Below are 16,798 nucleotides of genomic sequence, written 5' to 3'. Positions count from 1 at the left end.
TAATGAACTTTAGTAATAAATTGAAACTTTGTGCTCCGAAACCCGCCCGAACGCAAAGCCCGAGACCGTTGTACGCCACCAACTGACAATCCTTTATGATAAGTAAGTTAAAATTGAAATTCGGCTCGTCCCCGACTAAGCTTCCTTTAGAAACTGATACGACACCTATAACAGTATTTGTAGGACCAAACAATGCAGGAAAAAGCAAGGTATTAATTGAGATACAAAATTTTTGCAGCAATGGAACTTCCAGTGGGACAGACGTAATTGTTAATGACATTGAGTTCTCTAATTTACCTGACCCTGAAAGCGAAATAAACAATCATACCTTACCTCCAAACGTTGGGGAATTTATCCATCCAAACCACATAATGTTTGGAAAAGGGGCTTGGAGAAATCAATTAAACAGAAATGATTTACTTAATTACCTGACTGATGTTAGCACAAATAAACGAAACTACTGTGCTTACTTTGTTTCATTTAACACAATAAGAATTGATGGAGGTAGCCGGATTAATCTTGTTCAACAACAAAGCGCAGGTGATTTACAATCGCATCCACAAAATCACTTAGCAGTTCTCTTTAAGGATAATACCAAAAGAGCCGAGGTCAGAAGAATAATTTATGATGCCTTTAGAAAATATTTTGTAATTGACCCGACAAACTTAGGCACCTTACGAATAAGACTTTCTGATACACCTCCTACAAATGATATCCAAGAGAGGGGCATACATGAAGAGGCAGTGGAGTTTCACAGAAAAGCTTTGGATATAATGCTTGCAAGTGATGGAGTCAAAGCTTTTACTGGAATAATAACTACTATCATTGCAGGAGACCCAAAAGTCATTTTGATTGATGAGCCAGAAGCTTTTTTGCACCCTTCTTTAGCGTCTAATTTAGGTCGAGAGGTAAGCAATTCTGTAAACGGCACTTTTAAAAACTTATTTGTATCAACCCATAGTGCAAACTTTTTAATGGGATGTATCCAATCAGGAACACCTTTGAATATAATTCGCCTCACATACTCCAATAATACGCCTACTGCACGAATTTTACAAAGCGAAAAGGTGTTAAAACTAATGAGGCATCCGCTATTAAGGTCAACTGGTGTATTGAATGGTCTTTTCTATGAGTATGTAGTGGTAACTGAAGCAGATGCTGATAGAGCATTTTACCAAGAAGTAAATGATAGACTTCTCGCATTTGAGCCTTCAAAAGGCATCCCAAATTGTCTTTTCTTAAATGCTCAAAACAAGCAGACTATTCATGAAATAATGAAGCCATTGAGAGAAATGGGAATTCCATGTGCAGCCATAGTCGATGTGGACGTGGTAAAAGAAGGAGGTTCTGTTTGGACTAATCTATTAGTAAGTGCATTTATTCCAGAACTAACAATAAATGCTACTGCAACTTCAAGGGCAAAAATAAAAACAAGATTTGACGCTAAATTGCCAATCAACTTTAAGACACAAGGCGGTGTTGACGTATTAGATGCAGCAGATAAAGAAGCCTGCAACAACCTATTCGACCAACTTGATGAGTATGGAATTTTTGCCGTGAGAAAAGGCGAGTTGGAAAGTTGGCTCAAATCTTTAGGTGTAACTGGTCATACTCCTGACTGGCTAATTGAAATTTTTGAAAAGTTAGGAGAAGACCCAAGTTTGGCAACTTATATTAAGCCAACAACAGGTGATGTTTGGGACTTTATAGGAAAAATAAAAGCGTGGTTTACCAATCCAAGCCGTAAAGGGACACCTGAATAGCACAAACATGTGTGGCGACGAAAGGCCGCCTACAACATGGGTAACCGTTGCACAACATCCCCTTGAATTAAGGAAATAGAAGTTTTTTAAAGGAAGTGGTAGATTTTTGGGATTTTTGATTGGCTGGCGAAAACGGGATCGTTTTTCGGTCAGGCGGGGCCAGGAGCAGGTATAGCGATGATATCGGCCCAAAACAGCTCCAGAAAAGCAAATTTTAGGCCCCTGAGGGCCTTTTTCATTGCCATGGCCGGCCTTTTCGCTAACCGCAGTTCAAAGGAAAGTTACTCCTGCACGACGGCAGACAGGTTTTCAGATTGTAAGTGCGTGCGGCCATCATGACGTTTTTTTCTCACCTCCCCCCCAATCCCGGATAAGCGATATTGGTCTTGGTATGCCCGTTTTCGAGGATTATGCCGGGTCTTGGCATGCGGACATTGAATCCCCCGAACAGGTGCGCTAGGCGCGGGATTTCCTTTTGTCCCAGCACGTTGGCGAAGATATTCCAGGCCTCTTCCCGTTTGGTATGGCGGCTGGCGGGATCTGGCTCCAGACTCCAGGCAGGTTCGGCATTCCAGGCCCTTTCGACGTATCCCAGCATCTTGGGCAGCAGGTAATATTCCATCATGGCTTGGCCTTTGACAGTTTCAGACCAGAGTTGCCCCTGCACGCCTTTGATGTGCTGTCTGCCAAGGGCATTCAGGGAAACTATTCCTTTAGCCAGGGCTGCCACGTCGATCGGCTTGCCATACATATCGGTATCGTTGGAGATAAAATGGTTGTAGGGTACCGTGCGCCAAGCCGTTTTGGTATCGACAAATCCGGACCATTGATGCCCAGGTTCGTCGGGATGCATGTCGTAAGCCAAGTCGAAGTAGAAATTAGAGGAATTGCAGATGATGACCTCATAGCCCGCATTGGCCAGTTGGTAGGCCATGTCCTCCCCTCCCCAGCCGGCGACGGCATTCCAGGCATAGACCCGGAATCCCTTGTCGGCAAATTCCTGATTGGGGACGTGGATCTGCTTTCCATTTTCGGTTTTGGGCGATTGCCCGATTTCCTCCCAGCCAGCGACCTGCAGACCCTTGGAGGCAAACATGGCCGCGATTCTCCGGTAGAAATAGCCTTTGAGTCCTTCCGTGCCTTCGAGCTCGGGATGCTTGGCGAGGAATTCCGTGCAGACCGGGGACTGGGACCAAACGCCGCGTGGCACCTCATCGCCTCCCGTATGGAAGGTGCGGAGGGGCATGTCCGCATCGGCGTACACTAGCAGAATCTCGTCGACGACTTTTTCATAAAACCGATAAGTAGATTCCTGACAGACACAGATGGTGTTGTCCCTGAAGTTTTGCGCGGAAAGGTACCGGGACTGATCCCCCAAATCCTCCAACAGGTACTCCTTGGCCTTGATGGAATCCCCTTTAGCCATCCAATCATGGTAGCGCTTGCGCATCGCGACGATTGCCGCTTTGGAATGTGCCGGCACGCCGATCTCGGGTATCACTTGGATATGGCGCGCCTTGGCATAGCGAAGTATCTCCTTAAAATCCTCACGGCTCAGAAAACCAGTGCCATGTGGAGATTGATCAACGAAAGGCCCGGAACCGTAGTAGGGCCAAAGATTGTCGACTTCCTTGGGGGTGTGGCCCCTTTTGGAGCCTACCTCGGTGAGTTCCGGCAATCCTGAAATCTCGATCCGCCAAGCCTCGTCGTTGGCCATGTTGATATGGAAGACGTTCAGTTTGTAAAAAGCCAACAAATCCAAGAGCTTCAGGATGGCGGCTTTCGATTGGAAGTTGCGGGCGATATCGAGGAAAAATCCCCGATAGCCGAAATCCGGCCAATCCTCGATTTCGAGGTAATCGAGCTTGAGGCTTTGGGAGCGATTACCGCCAGACTTTTCGGAAACCAAGGCCAAAAGCGATTGGATACCATAAAAGGCACCTTGCACTGATGCTGCCTCGACGAGGATGGTTTTGGAAACCGAGATTCTATAGGATTCCGGATTGGCTGCTCCAGGACTTTTCAGCAACAAAACGTCCGCTTCTGATTTCGAGGCTTTTGAGATTTGGCCCGCAAGGTGGGTTTTCAATACTTGGTCCAGATAGTCCCCAAGCTCGGAAAAGGCAGGATCGATATAGACTTTTGGATTAGGGGGAAAAGTAAAGACGCCTTTGGAATACTTGTAGGACTTTGGCACGGGAACAAAAGGCGGCAAATCGGATTTTTCGAGCAGGCTGAGGGATTCATTTTGCCTATAGGTAAATTCATCCGTGGGGATTGGCGTAGGAGTTCCCGCGGCCATTTTCGCCAAATCTTCGACCTTAATCAATGTCGTGCGATAGTCAGTAATCAATTCCGGTTTCGATTGCGCGTCTTTGACCCAATAAAGCCCCTGGGGTATATGGCTGTTTTTGAGCACGAAGTTATCGGAAGTGTAAACGACTTCAAGGCTATCTCCCGGCAAAAGCGCACCCAATTCTCCCTTTGGTTTCAACCTGAAAAAATCCCCAGATAGGTGCTCCATGACAAATCCCGGAGTAAGCACCTTGGGTCTGACTGAAAGGAAAATCGTATTGAAATAGAGTTCCCAGGTCGGTTGTAGCGCAGCCTTGCCGTTGTTGGTCAATACAAACCTTGCCTGATGGCTTTGCTTTGGTTGCAGTTGGTTGGCGGTCAGTTCCCATTTGACAGACAAGTCGCCCTTCGACTGAGCTTCTGACGTCTCGAACAATCCTGAGAAAACTGCCAGCAGCACTATGCATTTTTGGTATGAGAGGAGCTTTGATAGCATCATTTATATATTATTAATATAAAGAAAGACATGGTTGTTTTTATTTCGTTAAATTAATGCATTGGATTGAAAATCATGGTTTTGACCTCGATTGTTTGTGTGAGTTTCCATCATTGATGATTTTTAGATGAAAACGGAAGTGAGAAAAACCTGTGCCGCGATTATGTTTTCGGACATAGTCGGCTATACCGCCATGATGGGCCGGGATGAGGAGATGGCCTACCAAATGGTGAAAAGAAATGTCCGCATCCACCAGCAAGTTATCAAAAAATACCATGGCAAGTTGGTCAAGGAAATGGGCGACGGCATATTGAGTTCATATCCTTCCGGTAGGGAGGCTATCGCAGCCGCTTTGGAATTGCAGCAGTACTATTTCAAATCCAAGGAACTAAGTCTCAGGATCGGTGTCCATTTTGGGGAAATCATAGAGGACGCGCACGACGTGTTTGGGGATGCGGTGAATATTGCATCACGCCTGCAAACGCTTGGACATCCCAACAGCGTCCTTTTCTCGAAGAGCATCAAGGAGGACATCGCCAATGATCCATCATTCCCTTTCGTCGATTTGGGTAAATTCCACTTGAAAAACGTGGACGAAAACGTGGAAATTTTTGCCTTGGCCAATGAGGGCTTGGCGGTGCCCAAGCGTGGGGACCTGGCGAAATTGTTGGAGAGTCGGGTGAAGAAGTTTGTCACAGGTGGATTTATTTTTGCATCCATTTCGCTGATCGTGATGTTGATTTATCACTTTGGGAATTTCGGCACTAATTCTATTGCCTTTCCCCCAACACTCGCCATTTTGCCTATAGACTACAGCGGAGAAAACGAGCAGCTCGGGATGAACATTAGGAACGACCTTTACATGATCCATTCCTATTTTCCTGAACTTTTTGTAAGCCCAAAAGCCCGTACAGATCTTTATGAGGGAATAAACCCAACCAAAACCGTTTTCGACGAACTGAATGTAAACTTCCTGATTTCAGGTCGCATCGTAGAAGACAAGCAAACAAATCATTTTCAGGTGAAGCTGTGGGCAGCTAACTCCACGAATCCGGTTTGGGAACAAGACTATGAATTCAATACCAGCAACCTACTTCAAATCGAGGGTGATATTGCACGCAACGTGGCGTCAAAAATTGGAATTCCGTTAACCGAAAAAAACATTTACCATATTGAAAATTGGCGAAATTCCAGTGCAAGCGCTCACGAACATTACCAACGAGGAAAAGAGTTCTATGTCAAGTATAGCCTTGACGCCTTACCGAAAGCAATTTCAGAATTTAGGCAAGCGATAAAAATAGATCCAAAGAGCTCGCTCGCTTGGTCCGGACTGGCTGATGCCTATAGCCTGAAGTATTACTTGACTAAATCGGAGCGAATTTGGATAGATTCAGCGATCACCTGTAGTCTTTTCGCAATCAAACTGGACTCGAATTCTGCGGAGGGATACAAGTCTCTTGCTGTGACCTACAATTACCAGGGAAAATATGACAAAGCGCTTGAATTGAACAATAAAGCCTTGGAAATCAATCCTTACTTTCATCAGGCAATAGGAAACAAAGCTTCCAATCTTTTTTCGCTTGGAGACCTTCCCCAGGCTTTACATTGGCAAAGCGTTGCATCAGGGTATAACCCGAACCTATACATTCCCTATCAAAACATGGGCTGGGCACATAGATTACTTGGCAACTATGATTTGGCCATTTCATATTTGAACAAGTCCATTGAAAGAACTCCGGCGAGAGAGACCTACGAGCAACTTGCACTGACTTATTTGGCCAAGAATGAAAAAGATTTGGCTCGTGCTCAAATCCCTTTGGTTCTACAATTAATTGACACGGTCTCTTATTCTAACCTGGATGAAAAAACGGCCTCATTTGAGGACGCGTCCAAAATACTCGAGACCGCTGGGATTATCAGCTTTTTCGTCCAGGACTTTGATTCGGCAAAAGGATTTCTGAGCCGTTCTATCAAGATTCACCCCAATATCGCAAACGATGTATGGGCATATGCGCCGATTTATTTGGCGTTCATTTTCACAAAGGACGGAGACAATATAGAAGCCGAAAATCTATTGAATGCATCACTCCACCTTCATTTGATAGAAATCAACAACGAAACACAGGACACTGAATTCTATTTCAACACCGCCGCGATATACGCCATAAAAGGAGATCAGCTCAATGCGCTCAAATTCCTGAATCTTGCAGCAAGCAAAAAATGGGTAGATAGATTCAAAATTGATAACAATCCGATGTTTGACCAGCTTAGGGATAATCCAGCCACAAAGCGAATTCTTTCCTCGATTCAATCTGAGATTACTCGGATGAATAAGGAAATAATGATCTCCAAATAAAGCCTGAAACTGACGCCATTAGAGAATTAGGGTCTCCTGATTGGAATTTTATAAACTTTGCTATCCAAGGGATTCGTGTAGTCTTGGAACCGTATTTTTTCAGATGGCCAAGAATCTACAGAATACAGTAGGCCTGCAAACAAGGCCGCTGACATCGAAGTGCCGGAATATCTCACAACACTATCAGCCAAATAGCAGGATAATACGTTATTGCCAGGCGATAGAAAATCTACGGATGGGTCGCCATAATAGCTGAAGCTCGAAATACCCCCGATAGTGGTTTCTAAATTATCGACAGATCCGATCGTAAAGATATTTGTCCCAGATATACAGCCAGGCCAGTTTGTCAGAGAGTTTCTATTTGCAGAAGTTGCACAAGCACCATTCGGCCCAACAACCTCGCAGTTGCCTGCAGACATAACAATGTAGACATCTTTTTGAGCCAACATCTTCAATCTCCCAACAGTGTTAGGGACAAAAGTTTGACAAGCAGCTATTGATTTTCGCGCTCCTAGTGCCAGTAATATTACATCTCCCGGTTTTGCTCCTTTGATTGGATTTGAGACCGTGTCCAATGCAGCGTTCAAAAAGCCAAGGGTAGTAAAACCTTTTGAATTAATTATCTTAATAGAAACAACTTTGGCGCTCGGAACAACTCCGTTTATCCTCATCAATTTCCCATTGTCAACCAGACCGCCTCTTGCAGCGACTATTCCTGCAACATGGGTACCATGTCCCAAGACATCGTTGTGGGGATCATTGTTGTTTCCATGCGGAAAAGCGATCCCCCTTGGCCTATCAACAGCGTTTACCAAACTTGGGTGATCTGCATCTATACCAGAATCAAAAATCCAGACGCGTTTTGTAGGGAAATTCACGTTAGCAATTGGCCCCCCGACACTCGAAATAGCATAACTTGTAACCTTTGAAACATCAAAATTCCAGTCATTCCCTAATGTACCTCCCTGCTGAATCGGTCTCCCCTGCTGGATGGGTCTTCCTTGGGGAATCTGCGTTTGGTTGACATCAATCAGAAAGTCTGGAATGATCTCTGACACATTGGAAGTGTCTCTTTCGAGGGCATCTTTTTGATTGGGCGTCAAGAATCCATAATAACCCACTACAAAATTGGTAAAGTAATATATCTCTTTGTTGATTAAGGAATCAGGGACGTAAACTTGCATTTCCTTAATTAAATTTTCTTTGTGACTTTTCACGTCATCCATCAACTTCTGACTGGTGTCTCCTTCCACCAATCCGAACTTTTCCAGACTCGATGGGAAACGTTCCGGGTTCAAAATAACCACGTAGCGATCCTTAATGACCAAACTGTCTGAGTTAACCTGCACGGGATCGGGCGAATCGCTACCACCTTTCGGTTTTTGGTTGCAAGACGCGACAAGGAGAATGATTTGAAGTAGTAAAATTGAGTATTTCATTTCGATGAAAATTAAAAATTTAACTATAAAAATCTAACAATCAACAAGTTAAAAAATAAACACGAAAATTCAAGAGCCAAGAACGTTATATTTTGAATCCAGTGGCTATTTGAGAGAAATCGGAATTTCTTTCAAGAAATTGGTTTCCTTTCAGGTTTATATTCTACTATTTGATTCTTCACCCTTCAGATTCTACGCGCAAGAAAATTTTTCCTTATGTTTAGGGTAATTGACAATAAATACCCCATCTAATTTATGCCCCAAACCCCCACCCTCGGAATCCCTATGCAGGAACGCTACCTGGCCCTCGATGTATTGAGGGGATTGACCATCGCTTTGATGATCGTAGTCAATACGCCTGGCGATTGGTCCAACGTATTCTCCCCTCTGCTGCACGCCGATTGGCATGGATTTACCATTACGGATTTGGTGTTTCCGACATTCCTGTTTGTCGTTGGCAACGCCATGAGCTTTTCCATGAAAAAGATGGAAAAAATGAGCCAAGGGGCATTTCTGAAAAAAGTGTTCAAACGTGCTGCATTGATTTTCCTCATAGGATGGGGGCTCAATGCTTTCCCGTTCTTCGAGACGAATGAAACCGGCGTTGTCAGTATGATTGACTGGTCTGCTGTCAGGCTTTTGGGTGTTTTGCAGAGGATCGCACTTTGCTATTTGATCGCTTCCTTGGTCCTGTATTATATTGGAAAAAGAGGTGCAATCATTTTCAGTATCCTGTCGCTGTTGGGATATTGGGGTGTCCTTTACTTCTTCGGAAATCCGGAAGACCCTTATTCCTTGGAAGGAAACGCGGCTTTGAAATTGGACCTTTGGTTGATTGGCGCAAAAAATCTCTATACAGGCGAAGGGATTCCTTTCGACCCCGAGGGAGTTTTGAGTACCTGGCCATCTGTGGTCAATGTAATTGCAGGCTTTTTGGCCGGGAAATTTATCCAACAAATCGGGAACAACAAGCGCACCGTGAAAGCGCTCCTATTGGCGGGCTTGATCGCCGTCGGTTTCAGCGTGATTTGGGAATTGGCATTCCCCATCAACAAGAAGATTTGGACGAGTTCCTACGTACTTTTGACTGTGGGCTTAGACTTAATCGTTCTCGGATTTTTGGTACTTATCATCGAAGTGCAAAAGTTCAATAAATGGACTTATCCGCTCGAGGTCTTTGGCAGGAACCCATTGATTTTGTACATATTTGCTTGGCTCGTAATCGACATTATGTACGCGATTCCAGTGGGTGAAAACAGCTTGAAAGGTGCGATTTACTCGGGGCTATTTACAAGCTGGCTTGGATCCAAGACAGCCTCTTTCCTGTTTGCCATCGCTTACATGTCTTTGATATGGTGTATAGGATATGTGATGGACAAAAGAAAAATCTATATTAAGGTTTAGGAGGGCTGTGGCTTTTCCCTACCCTTCAATTTCCCGAACGAGTTCCGCATACCAGTCTTCGCCATACTTTCTGACTAGCGCATCCTTAAGGAACTTGTAAACAGGAACGCCCAGTTTGCTACCAAGTGTGCAAGCTGGGCTGCATATATGCCAGCGATCGTAATTGAGTGCCTCAAAATCATCGTATTTCTTGACCCTGATTGGGTAAAGATGGCAACTGATCGGTTTTTTGAAATCGATTTTTCCGTCCAGGTATGCCTGCTCGATCCCACACTTCAAGATTCCCTTTTCATCGTAGAGTGCATATGCACACTCTCGGTTGTCGCCGATTGTAGGTGTGCATTTGTCTCCATCCTTATCGATAACCCAAGTGCCCTGGCTTTCAATAGCCTTTCTTCCTTCTTCCGTGATGTAGTCCTTGACAATGGAATAGATTTCTTCCAATACTTCAGTCTCTGAGTCTTCCAACGGTGCCCCCGAATCTCCTTCTACACAACAAGCACCCTTGCATTTCTCCAAATCACAAACAAAAAATTGTTCCTTGATATCGTCACTGATAACCGCGTTGCCTACCAAAATCATTCTCGTATTTTTTTTTCAAATCTAGGGATAAAGGACTACTCAAGCTAGGATGTGAACAACAATGGTCTATAACGAAAAGAACCGCCCCCAAGGGGAGCGGTTCAACCCAGCACTATGAAGAAAAGCTATAAAGCCTTTGGAAGTAAAACAGTATATGGGGACAATTGTTTTTAACATCCGTATTTTTTTTCATTAAAATTTATTTCATTAAAATTTCACAGTCAGTTTCAAATGTTTTCTGTCGTTTGAAGTCGCCAATCCTCATTGAAGGTTATTATTTTGAAACCATTCAGAAATCCGGATTTTTGATTTCAAAACGGGAAAAACACGACTCCAAAAACCTGACCTTCGGAACAAATAGTCAGTTTAAATCATTAACATTGCAAAGTGCAAGCCGACTTGTCGCTGGCCATTCCGAATTCTTTCGGAATTGGAAAGAGGAAAGTCCGGGCAACATAGAGCGCCATACTTCCTAACAGGAAGGCAGCTTGTTGGCGACGACAAGCTGACAGACAGTGCCGCAGAAAATATACCGCCCCGATCTCATTTGGGATTGGGGTAAGGGTGAAAAGGTGGAGTAAGAGCCCACCGCCCCAACAGCGATGAAGGGGGCACGGTAAACCTTATGGGTTGAAAGACCAAATAGGTTCCGCCCTGGGACTTGTTCCAGACAAGGTTGCTCGCCTTGATGCGGAACGGGTAGGTCGATTGAGCGCTGGTGTAAACCTGCGCCTAGATAGATGGCAGGTAAATCCCCAAAAAGGGAGGAACAGAACCCGGCTTATAGGCTTGCACTTTTTTAAAAAAACAAAACCATGTCAAAAATCCTCATTATCGATGATGAAAGAATCATCCGATCCACGCTTCGTGAAATCCTCGAGTACGAAAACTATAAGATTTTCGAAGCACAAGACGGTGAACAAGGCTTGAAAATGATGCAAGAAGAAGACTTTGATCTTGTCCTTTGCGATATCAAAATGCCGAAAATGGATGGCCTCGAAGTTCTGGAAAGAGCCGCCGAATTAGAGCGTCAACCGCAATTTATCATGATCTCGGCGCATGGCTCGATCGAAACCGCAGTCGAGGCCACCAAAAAGGGTGCCTTTGATTTTGTACCAAAGCCCCCCGACCTCAATAGGCTGCTGCTCACAGTCAGAAATGCACTGGAAAAGAAGAATCTCGTATCCGAGACCAAGGTTCTTAGAAAAAAGCTTTCCCAAAAGCTCGATATGGTGGGCGAGTCGTCCGAGATCAAGCATGTGAAACAGACAATTGAGAAAGTTGCGCCGACCGACGCAAGGGTGCTAATCACTGGCCCAAACGGTACCGGAAAAGAACTTGTCGCCCACTGGCTCCACCAAAAAAGCAACCGATCAAATGAGCCTTTTGTAGCCGTAAACTGCGCAGCGATCCCGGCAGAGTTGATCGAGAGCGAACTTTTTGGGCATGAAAAGGGCTCCTTTACCTCTGCGGTAAAACAAAGGATAGGCAAATTTGAACAAGCTGACAAGGGTACCTTGTTTCTGGACGAAGTTGGAGACATGAGTTTATCAGCCCAGTCCAAAGTACTGAGAGCATTGCAGGAAAATAAAATTACCCGTGTGGGAGGTGATAAGGATATCAAAGTGGACGTCCGTGTCTTGGCAGCCACCAATAAAGATCTCAAAAAGGCCATCGAGGACGGCACTTTTAGGGAAGATCTTTACCATAGATTGAGTGTAATCCTTATTCAAGTTCCTGCGCTCAAAGACAGAAAAGAAGATATCCCACTTTTGGTGGAAAAATTCTTGGATGACATAGCTAAAGAGTATGGCACGGCCAAAAAAGACATCTCCCCTGCTGCAGTTGCTAAGCTACAGGAATTTCCCTGGACCGGGAATATAAGGGAACTCAGAAATGTGGTGGAGAGACTGGTGATCTTGGGTGAAAAAACCATCAGTCTGGACGACGTGAAAAAATATGCTGACTATTGACGGTCAGCACATTTTTTATCCTTTGATTTCTTTACTGACGGGCGCCTTGGCATAAGCAGGGCAGGGTTTGCTAGAGGCACAGGCTCCCAAAGAGAGGAGGCCGATAGCCATTACAACAATTGCAATTCTTTTCATATGGGTTAAGTTTAAAGCCAAATATGTTTAATTCTGAAGGGATTACAAAATTAATTGAGCAATAAATTACATCCGCGAATTTCACTGTTATCAAATCGCCCCAAAATCTCCACTTTTCCTTCCGAATCTACCTTTCCCAAATCCTGCGTTTCTATAAATGCACAAGAATGAAAATTGGCAAGATCGATGACGTTGATACCACCTTGGGAGCGATTAGCTGGAGAAAATGGATCATTGACATCCCTCAAGAAAACGCGCATGGTAGGGGCTAAAGTATATTTTCCCTCTCCTTTTGAATACGCTTGTGACATAAGTTCCGTCATTCCATATTCGGAATGAACTAAATCCACTCCAAATGCCATTTTGTATATGTCATGCACTTCCTCGCGGATCATTTCCCTCCTTCTCCCCTTCATCCCGCCCGTTTCCATGACTATCAAGTTATCGGCCTCTGGGATTGTCATCCCTGATTCGGCCAGGTCTAGCAGGCCAAAAGTCACCCCAAGCAGCAATATCCTTCGGGAGTCTTCCTTGAGCAATGCGATCCTATCGAGCAGTTCTTGATGGTTGTAGAGGTAAAAACCTGAATGGGGCGATTTTGATTTTTTGATCAGAAAATCGGCCATACTTACGAGTGAACTGCCTTTTCGTTCCAAATAGGAAGGCAGCAATGCGAGTACGTGATAGCCCTCTATGCTGCCGTATTCCTTTTCAAATAGATTCAGGGAATGATGCAAGTAAAATTCCGGCGACCAAACGTGATGCTTGCTCGTTACCATGCCGGTTGTGCCACTACTAGAGTAATAGCTCTCAAACAGCCGAATTGGTCCAGAAACTACAGGATGCGTCTTAAAAAAACCTATCGGCAAAAAAGGGATTTCATCAATTTGCTTGATATCAATTGGCCTGATTTTCCGGACCTTTAAATACTCTCCGTAAACCGGATTGTTGGCTGATTGAAAACTGAATAGGTTTAGGGCTAGTTCCTCAAAATCCAAAACTTCTCCATTCAAGATTTTTTCTTGAAAACTTTTAAAATAGATAAGCGTTTCATTAATTGTCATCCAGAAATTTTGGAATTTTAAAGCGAAAAGATTCCTGCAAAATTAAATCGACATGGCTTACCAAAAAAAGCATTTTCTGTATTTGGGTATTTTAGCTTTGTTAGGATCTTGTATTTCCCCACCTGACAATTTTCCTACCACCCCGGAAATTTCATTTAGGGATATTCGTTTTTCCCCAAGTGACGGAGTTGACTCACTGATCATCTCTGTCAATTTCAAAGATGCTGAAGGTGATTTAGGCCTTAACGCAAATGAAATTGATCCCCCTTTTCAACCGGTCACTTATCAAAGAGATAATTTGGGCAACCTGATCGTTTACAGCAAAAGGCCGCCCGAGGCACCTTCCTTCAATCCAATTGATTGGGTCATAAATCCCATCGTGAATAACGCAGTCGTGAGAGATACTGTTTGGGTGGTACAAAACCCCAACCACAACAACATATTCGTGCGCTTCTTTATCAAAAGAAATGGGGTATTCTCTGAGTTCAAGTGGGAACAGGCACCGTTTTATACGACATTCAATGGAAGGTTTCCAAGGGTAAGCAATAACACGGGAGCCCAACCTATAGAAGGTAGTATTCAATATGCGATGCAATCATTTGGATGGAACTCAATCTTCCGAAATGACACCCTTCGGATTGATGTTGAAATCCAGGATCGGGCACTAAATCGAAGCAACCTGGTATCGAGTCCCGAAGTCACACTGAATCAGATTAGAAAATAGAAAAGGTGCCCAATAAGCACCTTTTCTATTTGTCACAAATTTTATATTCGTCACAAAGCTGGAAATCGATTTGGATCCGCCTCGTGCATGATCTGATAGGCCTTTTCTACCACATCTTCAATAGATGGTTTCGAAAAATAATCGCCGTCACTTGAGTAGGCAGGGCGATGTGGTTTCGCTGCAATTGTGACAGGCTCTGCATCTAGGTAGTAATATGCTTTCTGCTCCTCCAAGACCTGTTGCATCATAAAGGCGGAGGCACCTCCCGGCACATCTTCATCCGCAAAAATCACACGGTTTGTCTTTTTGATCGATTCAACTATAAAATGATTCAGATCAAAAGGGAGTAGTGTCTGAACATCTATCACTTCGATATCGATGCCCATTTCGTGCAAATCCTTGGCAGCATCCATCACAATTCGGCACATAGACCCGTAGGTCACCACGGTGATATCTCTACCCGTCTTAAGGATTTCTGGTTTGCCCATTGGCACCGTGAATTCGCCAATATTTGCTGGCATCTTTTCCTTCAAACGATAGCCATTTAGGCATTCGATCACCAAAGCGGGTTCATCTGCCCGCATAAGGGTATTATACATTCCAGCTGCCTGCGTCATATTTCTTGGAACGCAGATCAACATTCCTCGCAGAGAATGTAGCAACATGCCCATCGGGGAACCTGCATGCCATACTCCTTCCAATCTATGCCCGCGAGTCCTAACGATAACAGGAGCCTTCTGCCCACCTTTCGTCCGATATTGTAAGGATGCAAGGTCATCCGATAATGTCATCAACGCATAGTGGATATAGTCAAGATATTGGATCTCGGCCATTGGCCTCAGGCCTCTGAGCGCAGTCCCAATTCCCTGACCGATGATGGTGCATTCCCGGATACTTGTGTCTGTAACGCGAGATTCTCCATATTTTGCTTGAAGACCCGCAAAAGCCTGATTGACATCTCCAATCTTGCCCACATCTTCCCCGAATGCGAGGAAGCGCGGATCTGATTTCAACAAATGGTCAAAGCAGGCCTGCAATACCTCCCTGCCATCGACCATCGGGGAATCGACGTTGAATTGCACGGGTATTTCTAGGATTTTTGCAACCTGACAATCAGATTCACTGTTTAGATGGCTGTTGTACCTGTCTTCATTGAGTTTTGATAGCTCCTTCAGCCAAGTCCGAATTGGGGTTTTGTTTTCTTCAGGCTCTGTACGCAACATCCAGAGTGCTCTCCTGGCGGTGCTGATCACATCTTTTCTAATTGGATTGAGGGTTTTGGACAGGTCATCAGCCATTTGCTCCAAATGCACTTTTTGGGCCGATGCCTTCGACGCTTGCCTTATCAATGCTACTGCTTCATTCAACTCACCCTTAATTTCCTTTGAAAACGCATTCCATGCAGCCTCTTTTTCAGATTTAACATACTGCTTGGCTTCTTGGTCAATCTTGTCTAACTCCTCGTCCGTGGCAATGGAATGAGAAACCAAATACTCACGGAACTTCAGAATGCAATCGTATTCACGCTCCCACTCCAACCTTTCCTTGGATTTATATCTCTCATGTGAACCTGATGTGGAGTGCCCTTGCGGCTGGGTCATTTCGATTACGTGAATGATTACAGGGACGTGTTCTTCCCTTGCTATCCGTGCCGCATTGCTGTACGCGCGGTCCAAACCTTCGACATCCCAACCTTTCACCACAAAGATCTCGTAACCCTTCTGGTCATCATTCCTTTGGAATCCTCTCAAAACATCCGAAATGCTACCCTTTGTCGTGTGGTATTCATTCGGTACAGATATACCATAGCCGTCATCCCACACCGAAACAACCATCGGTACCTGAAGCACACCTGCTGCATTGATTGTCTCAAAAAACATACCCTCTGAGGTAGACGCATTGCCAATTGTACCCCAGGCTACCTCATTGCCATTATCGCTAAATTGGGTTAGGGATCTCAACTCCGGATTCTGACGGTACAATTTCGAAGCATACGCCAAACCGAGTAATTTGGGCATTTGGCCGGCTGTTGGAGAAATATCCGCAGCCGAGTTCTTCATTTTCATAAGATCCTTCCAGGTACCATCTTCGTTCAAGGAACGTGTCGCAAAGTGCCCGTTCATCAATCTTCCCCCGGACGCAGGATCTAAGTTTACATCTGTGTGCGCATACAATTGAGCAAAATATTCCCTTACATTGGATTGACCGATTGCAAACATAAAGGTCTGGTCCCTGTAGTATCCCGAGCGGAAATCACCATCCCTGAAATAGCGTGCCATGGCCAATTGGGCAAGTTCTTTGCCATCTCCAAAAATCCCAAACTTCGCCTTACCCATAAATACTTCCTTTCTGCCCATCAACGAAGCCTGTCTACTTTCTTGGGCAATTCGGTAGTCGCGAAGGAGTATCTCTCTATCGGAAATCTTATGGGCCCTATGTTTGGAAAATGTTGCCACTTTTGTCATTTTTATTTAATCTCTTTGTTATTTGGGTTTAGCGCTTTTTGCAAGCAGTCATTTCAAAAATAAATAAATTCAAAGTCTTTGCAAACCTGAGTACAAAATTTT

10 protein-coding genes and 1 other RNA gene are annotated in these 16,798 nt (G+C 44.5%); 6 read left to right on the top strand and 5 right to left on the bottom strand.

The window, feature by feature from the left end; translation table 11 throughout:
- The first annotated feature begins 95 nt into the window (after window positions 1-95).
- Window positions 96-1,763 carry an ATP-dependent nuclease gene (locus C943_RS13580; protein WP_008628804.1) on the top strand — a complete coding sequence of 556 codons (1,668 nt, stop codon included), beginning with the start codon at window positions 96-98 and terminating at the stop codon, window positions 1,761-1,763.
- A gap of 349 nt (window positions 1,764-2,112) precedes the next feature.
- On the opposite strand, the gene C943_RS13575 is transcribed toward C943_RS13580, so the two are convergent.
- Window positions 2,113-4,557: a family 20 glycosylhydrolase gene (locus tag C943_RS13575; protein ID WP_157198547.1), complete on the bottom strand. Its 2,445-nt coding sequence runs from the start codon at window positions 4,555-4,557 to the stop codon at window positions 2,113-2,115.
- Window positions 4,558-4,681: 124 nt separating this feature from the next.
- Between C943_RS13575 and C943_RS13570 the strand changes: the two genes are divergently transcribed.
- Entirely contained in the window at window positions 4,682-6,910 is a 2,229-nt protein-coding gene (locus C943_RS13570) for an adenylate/guanylate cyclase domain-containing protein (protein WP_040480678.1), read from the top strand.
- A gap of 26 nt (window positions 6,911-6,936) precedes the next feature.
- Here C943_RS13570 and C943_RS13565 read toward each other — a convergent pair whose 3' ends face one another.
- A complete protein-coding gene (locus C943_RS13565) occupies window positions 6,937-8,349 on the bottom strand; it encodes a S8 family peptidase (protein ID WP_008628799.1) in 1,413 nt (470 codons plus the stop codon).
- Between the two features lie 255 nt (window positions 8,350-8,604).
- Between C943_RS13565 and C943_RS13560 the strand changes: the two genes are divergently transcribed.
- The gene (locus tag C943_RS13560) at window positions 8,605-9,753 is read left to right on the top strand and encodes an acyltransferase family protein (protein ID WP_008628798.1); all 1,149 of its coding nucleotides are present in this window, start codon (window positions 8,605-8,607) and stop codon (window positions 9,751-9,753) included.
- Window positions 9,754-9,771: 18 nt separating this feature from the next.
- On the opposite strand, the gene C943_RS13555 is transcribed toward C943_RS13560, so the two are convergent.
- Entirely contained in the window at window positions 9,772-10,335 is a 564-nt protein-coding gene (locus C943_RS13555) for a DUF3109 family protein (RefSeq protein WP_008628797.1), read from the bottom strand.
- A gap of 386 nt (window positions 10,336-10,721) precedes the next feature.
- On the opposite strand from C943_RS13555, the gene rnpB reads away from it, so the two are divergent.
- Window positions 10,722-11,135, top strand: an RNA gene (gene rnpB, locus C943_RS21505) — RNase P RNA component class A.
- Between the two features lie 15 nt (window positions 11,136-11,150).
- Window positions 11,151-12,308, top strand: coding sequence for a sigma-54-dependent transcriptional regulator (locus tag C943_RS13545; protein ID WP_008628794.1), 1,158 nt, complete (start codon window positions 11,151-11,153; stop codon window positions 12,306-12,308).
- A 185-nt stretch (window positions 12,309-12,493) separates the two neighbouring features.
- Here the strand turns inward: C943_RS13545 and C943_RS13540 are convergent, their stop codons facing one another.
- Entirely contained in the window at window positions 12,494-13,507 is a 1,014-nt protein-coding gene (locus tag C943_RS13540) for an acyl-CoA synthetase family protein (protein ID WP_008628790.1), read from the bottom strand.
- Window positions 13,508-13,559: 52 nt separating this feature from the next.
- On the opposite strand from C943_RS13540, the gene C943_RS13535 reads away from it, so the two are divergent.
- Window positions 13,560-14,231 carry a hypothetical protein gene (locus tag C943_RS13535; protein ID WP_008628787.1) on the top strand — a complete coding sequence of 224 codons (672 nt, stop codon included), beginning with the start codon at window positions 13,560-13,562 and terminating at the stop codon, window positions 14,229-14,231.
- Window positions 14,232-14,281: 50 nt separating this feature from the next.
- On the opposite strand, the gene C943_RS13530 is transcribed toward C943_RS13535, so the two are convergent.
- On the bottom strand, window positions 14,282-16,696 hold the full coding sequence (locus C943_RS13530; protein ID WP_008628784.1) for an alpha-ketoacid dehydrogenase subunit alpha/beta: 2,415 nt from the start codon (window positions 16,694-16,696) through the stop codon (window positions 14,282-14,284).
- Between the last annotated feature and the right edge of the window lie 102 nt (window positions 16,697-16,798).

The sequence above is a fragment of the Mariniradius saccharolyticus AK6 genome (assembly GCF_000330725.2).
GTDB classification, from domain to species: domain Bacteria; phylum Bacteroidota; class Bacteroidia; order Cytophagales; family Cyclobacteriaceae; genus Mariniradius; species Mariniradius saccharolyticus.
This window is presented reverse-complemented; position numbering and strand designations above follow the sequence as displayed.

Bases quoted from the DNA above. Each gene is read 5' to 3' on its own strand.
- C943_RS13570 (WP_040480678.1), top strand. From the start codon at position 4,682: ATGAAAACGGAAGTGAGAAAAACCTGTGCCGCGATTATGTTTTCGGAC.
- C943_RS13580 (WP_008628804.1), top strand. From the start codon at position 96: ATGATAAGTAAGTTAAAATTGAAATTCGGCTCGTCCCCGACTAAGCTT.
- C943_RS13575 (WP_157198547.1), bottom strand. From the start codon at position 4,557: ATGATGCTATCAAAGCTCCTCTCATACCAAAAATGCATAGTGCTGCTG.
- C943_RS13565 (WP_008628799.1), bottom strand. From the start codon at position 8,349: ATGAAATACTCAATTTTACTACTTCAAATCATTCTCCTTGTCGCGTCT.
- C943_RS13560 (WP_008628798.1), top strand. From the start codon at position 8,605: ATGCCCCAAACCCCCACCCTCGGAATCCCTATGCAGGAACGCTACCTG.
- C943_RS13555 (WP_008628797.1), bottom strand. From the start codon at position 10,335: ATGATTTTGGTAGGCAACGCGGTTATCAGTGACGATATCAAGGAACAA.
- C943_RS13535 (WP_008628787.1), top strand. From the start codon at position 13,560: ATGGCTTACCAAAAAAAGCATTTTCTGTATTTGGGTATTTTAGCTTTG.
- C943_RS13540 (WP_008628790.1), bottom strand. From the start codon at position 13,507: ATGACAATTAATGAAACGCTTATCTATTTTAAAAGTTTTCAAGAAAAA.
- C943_RS13545 (WP_008628794.1), top strand. From the start codon at position 11,151: ATGTCAAAAATCCTCATTATCGATGATGAAAGAATCATCCGATCCACG.
- C943_RS13530 (WP_008628784.1), bottom strand. From the start codon at position 16,696: ATGACAAAAGTGGCAACATTTTCCAAACATAGGGCCCATAAGATTTCC.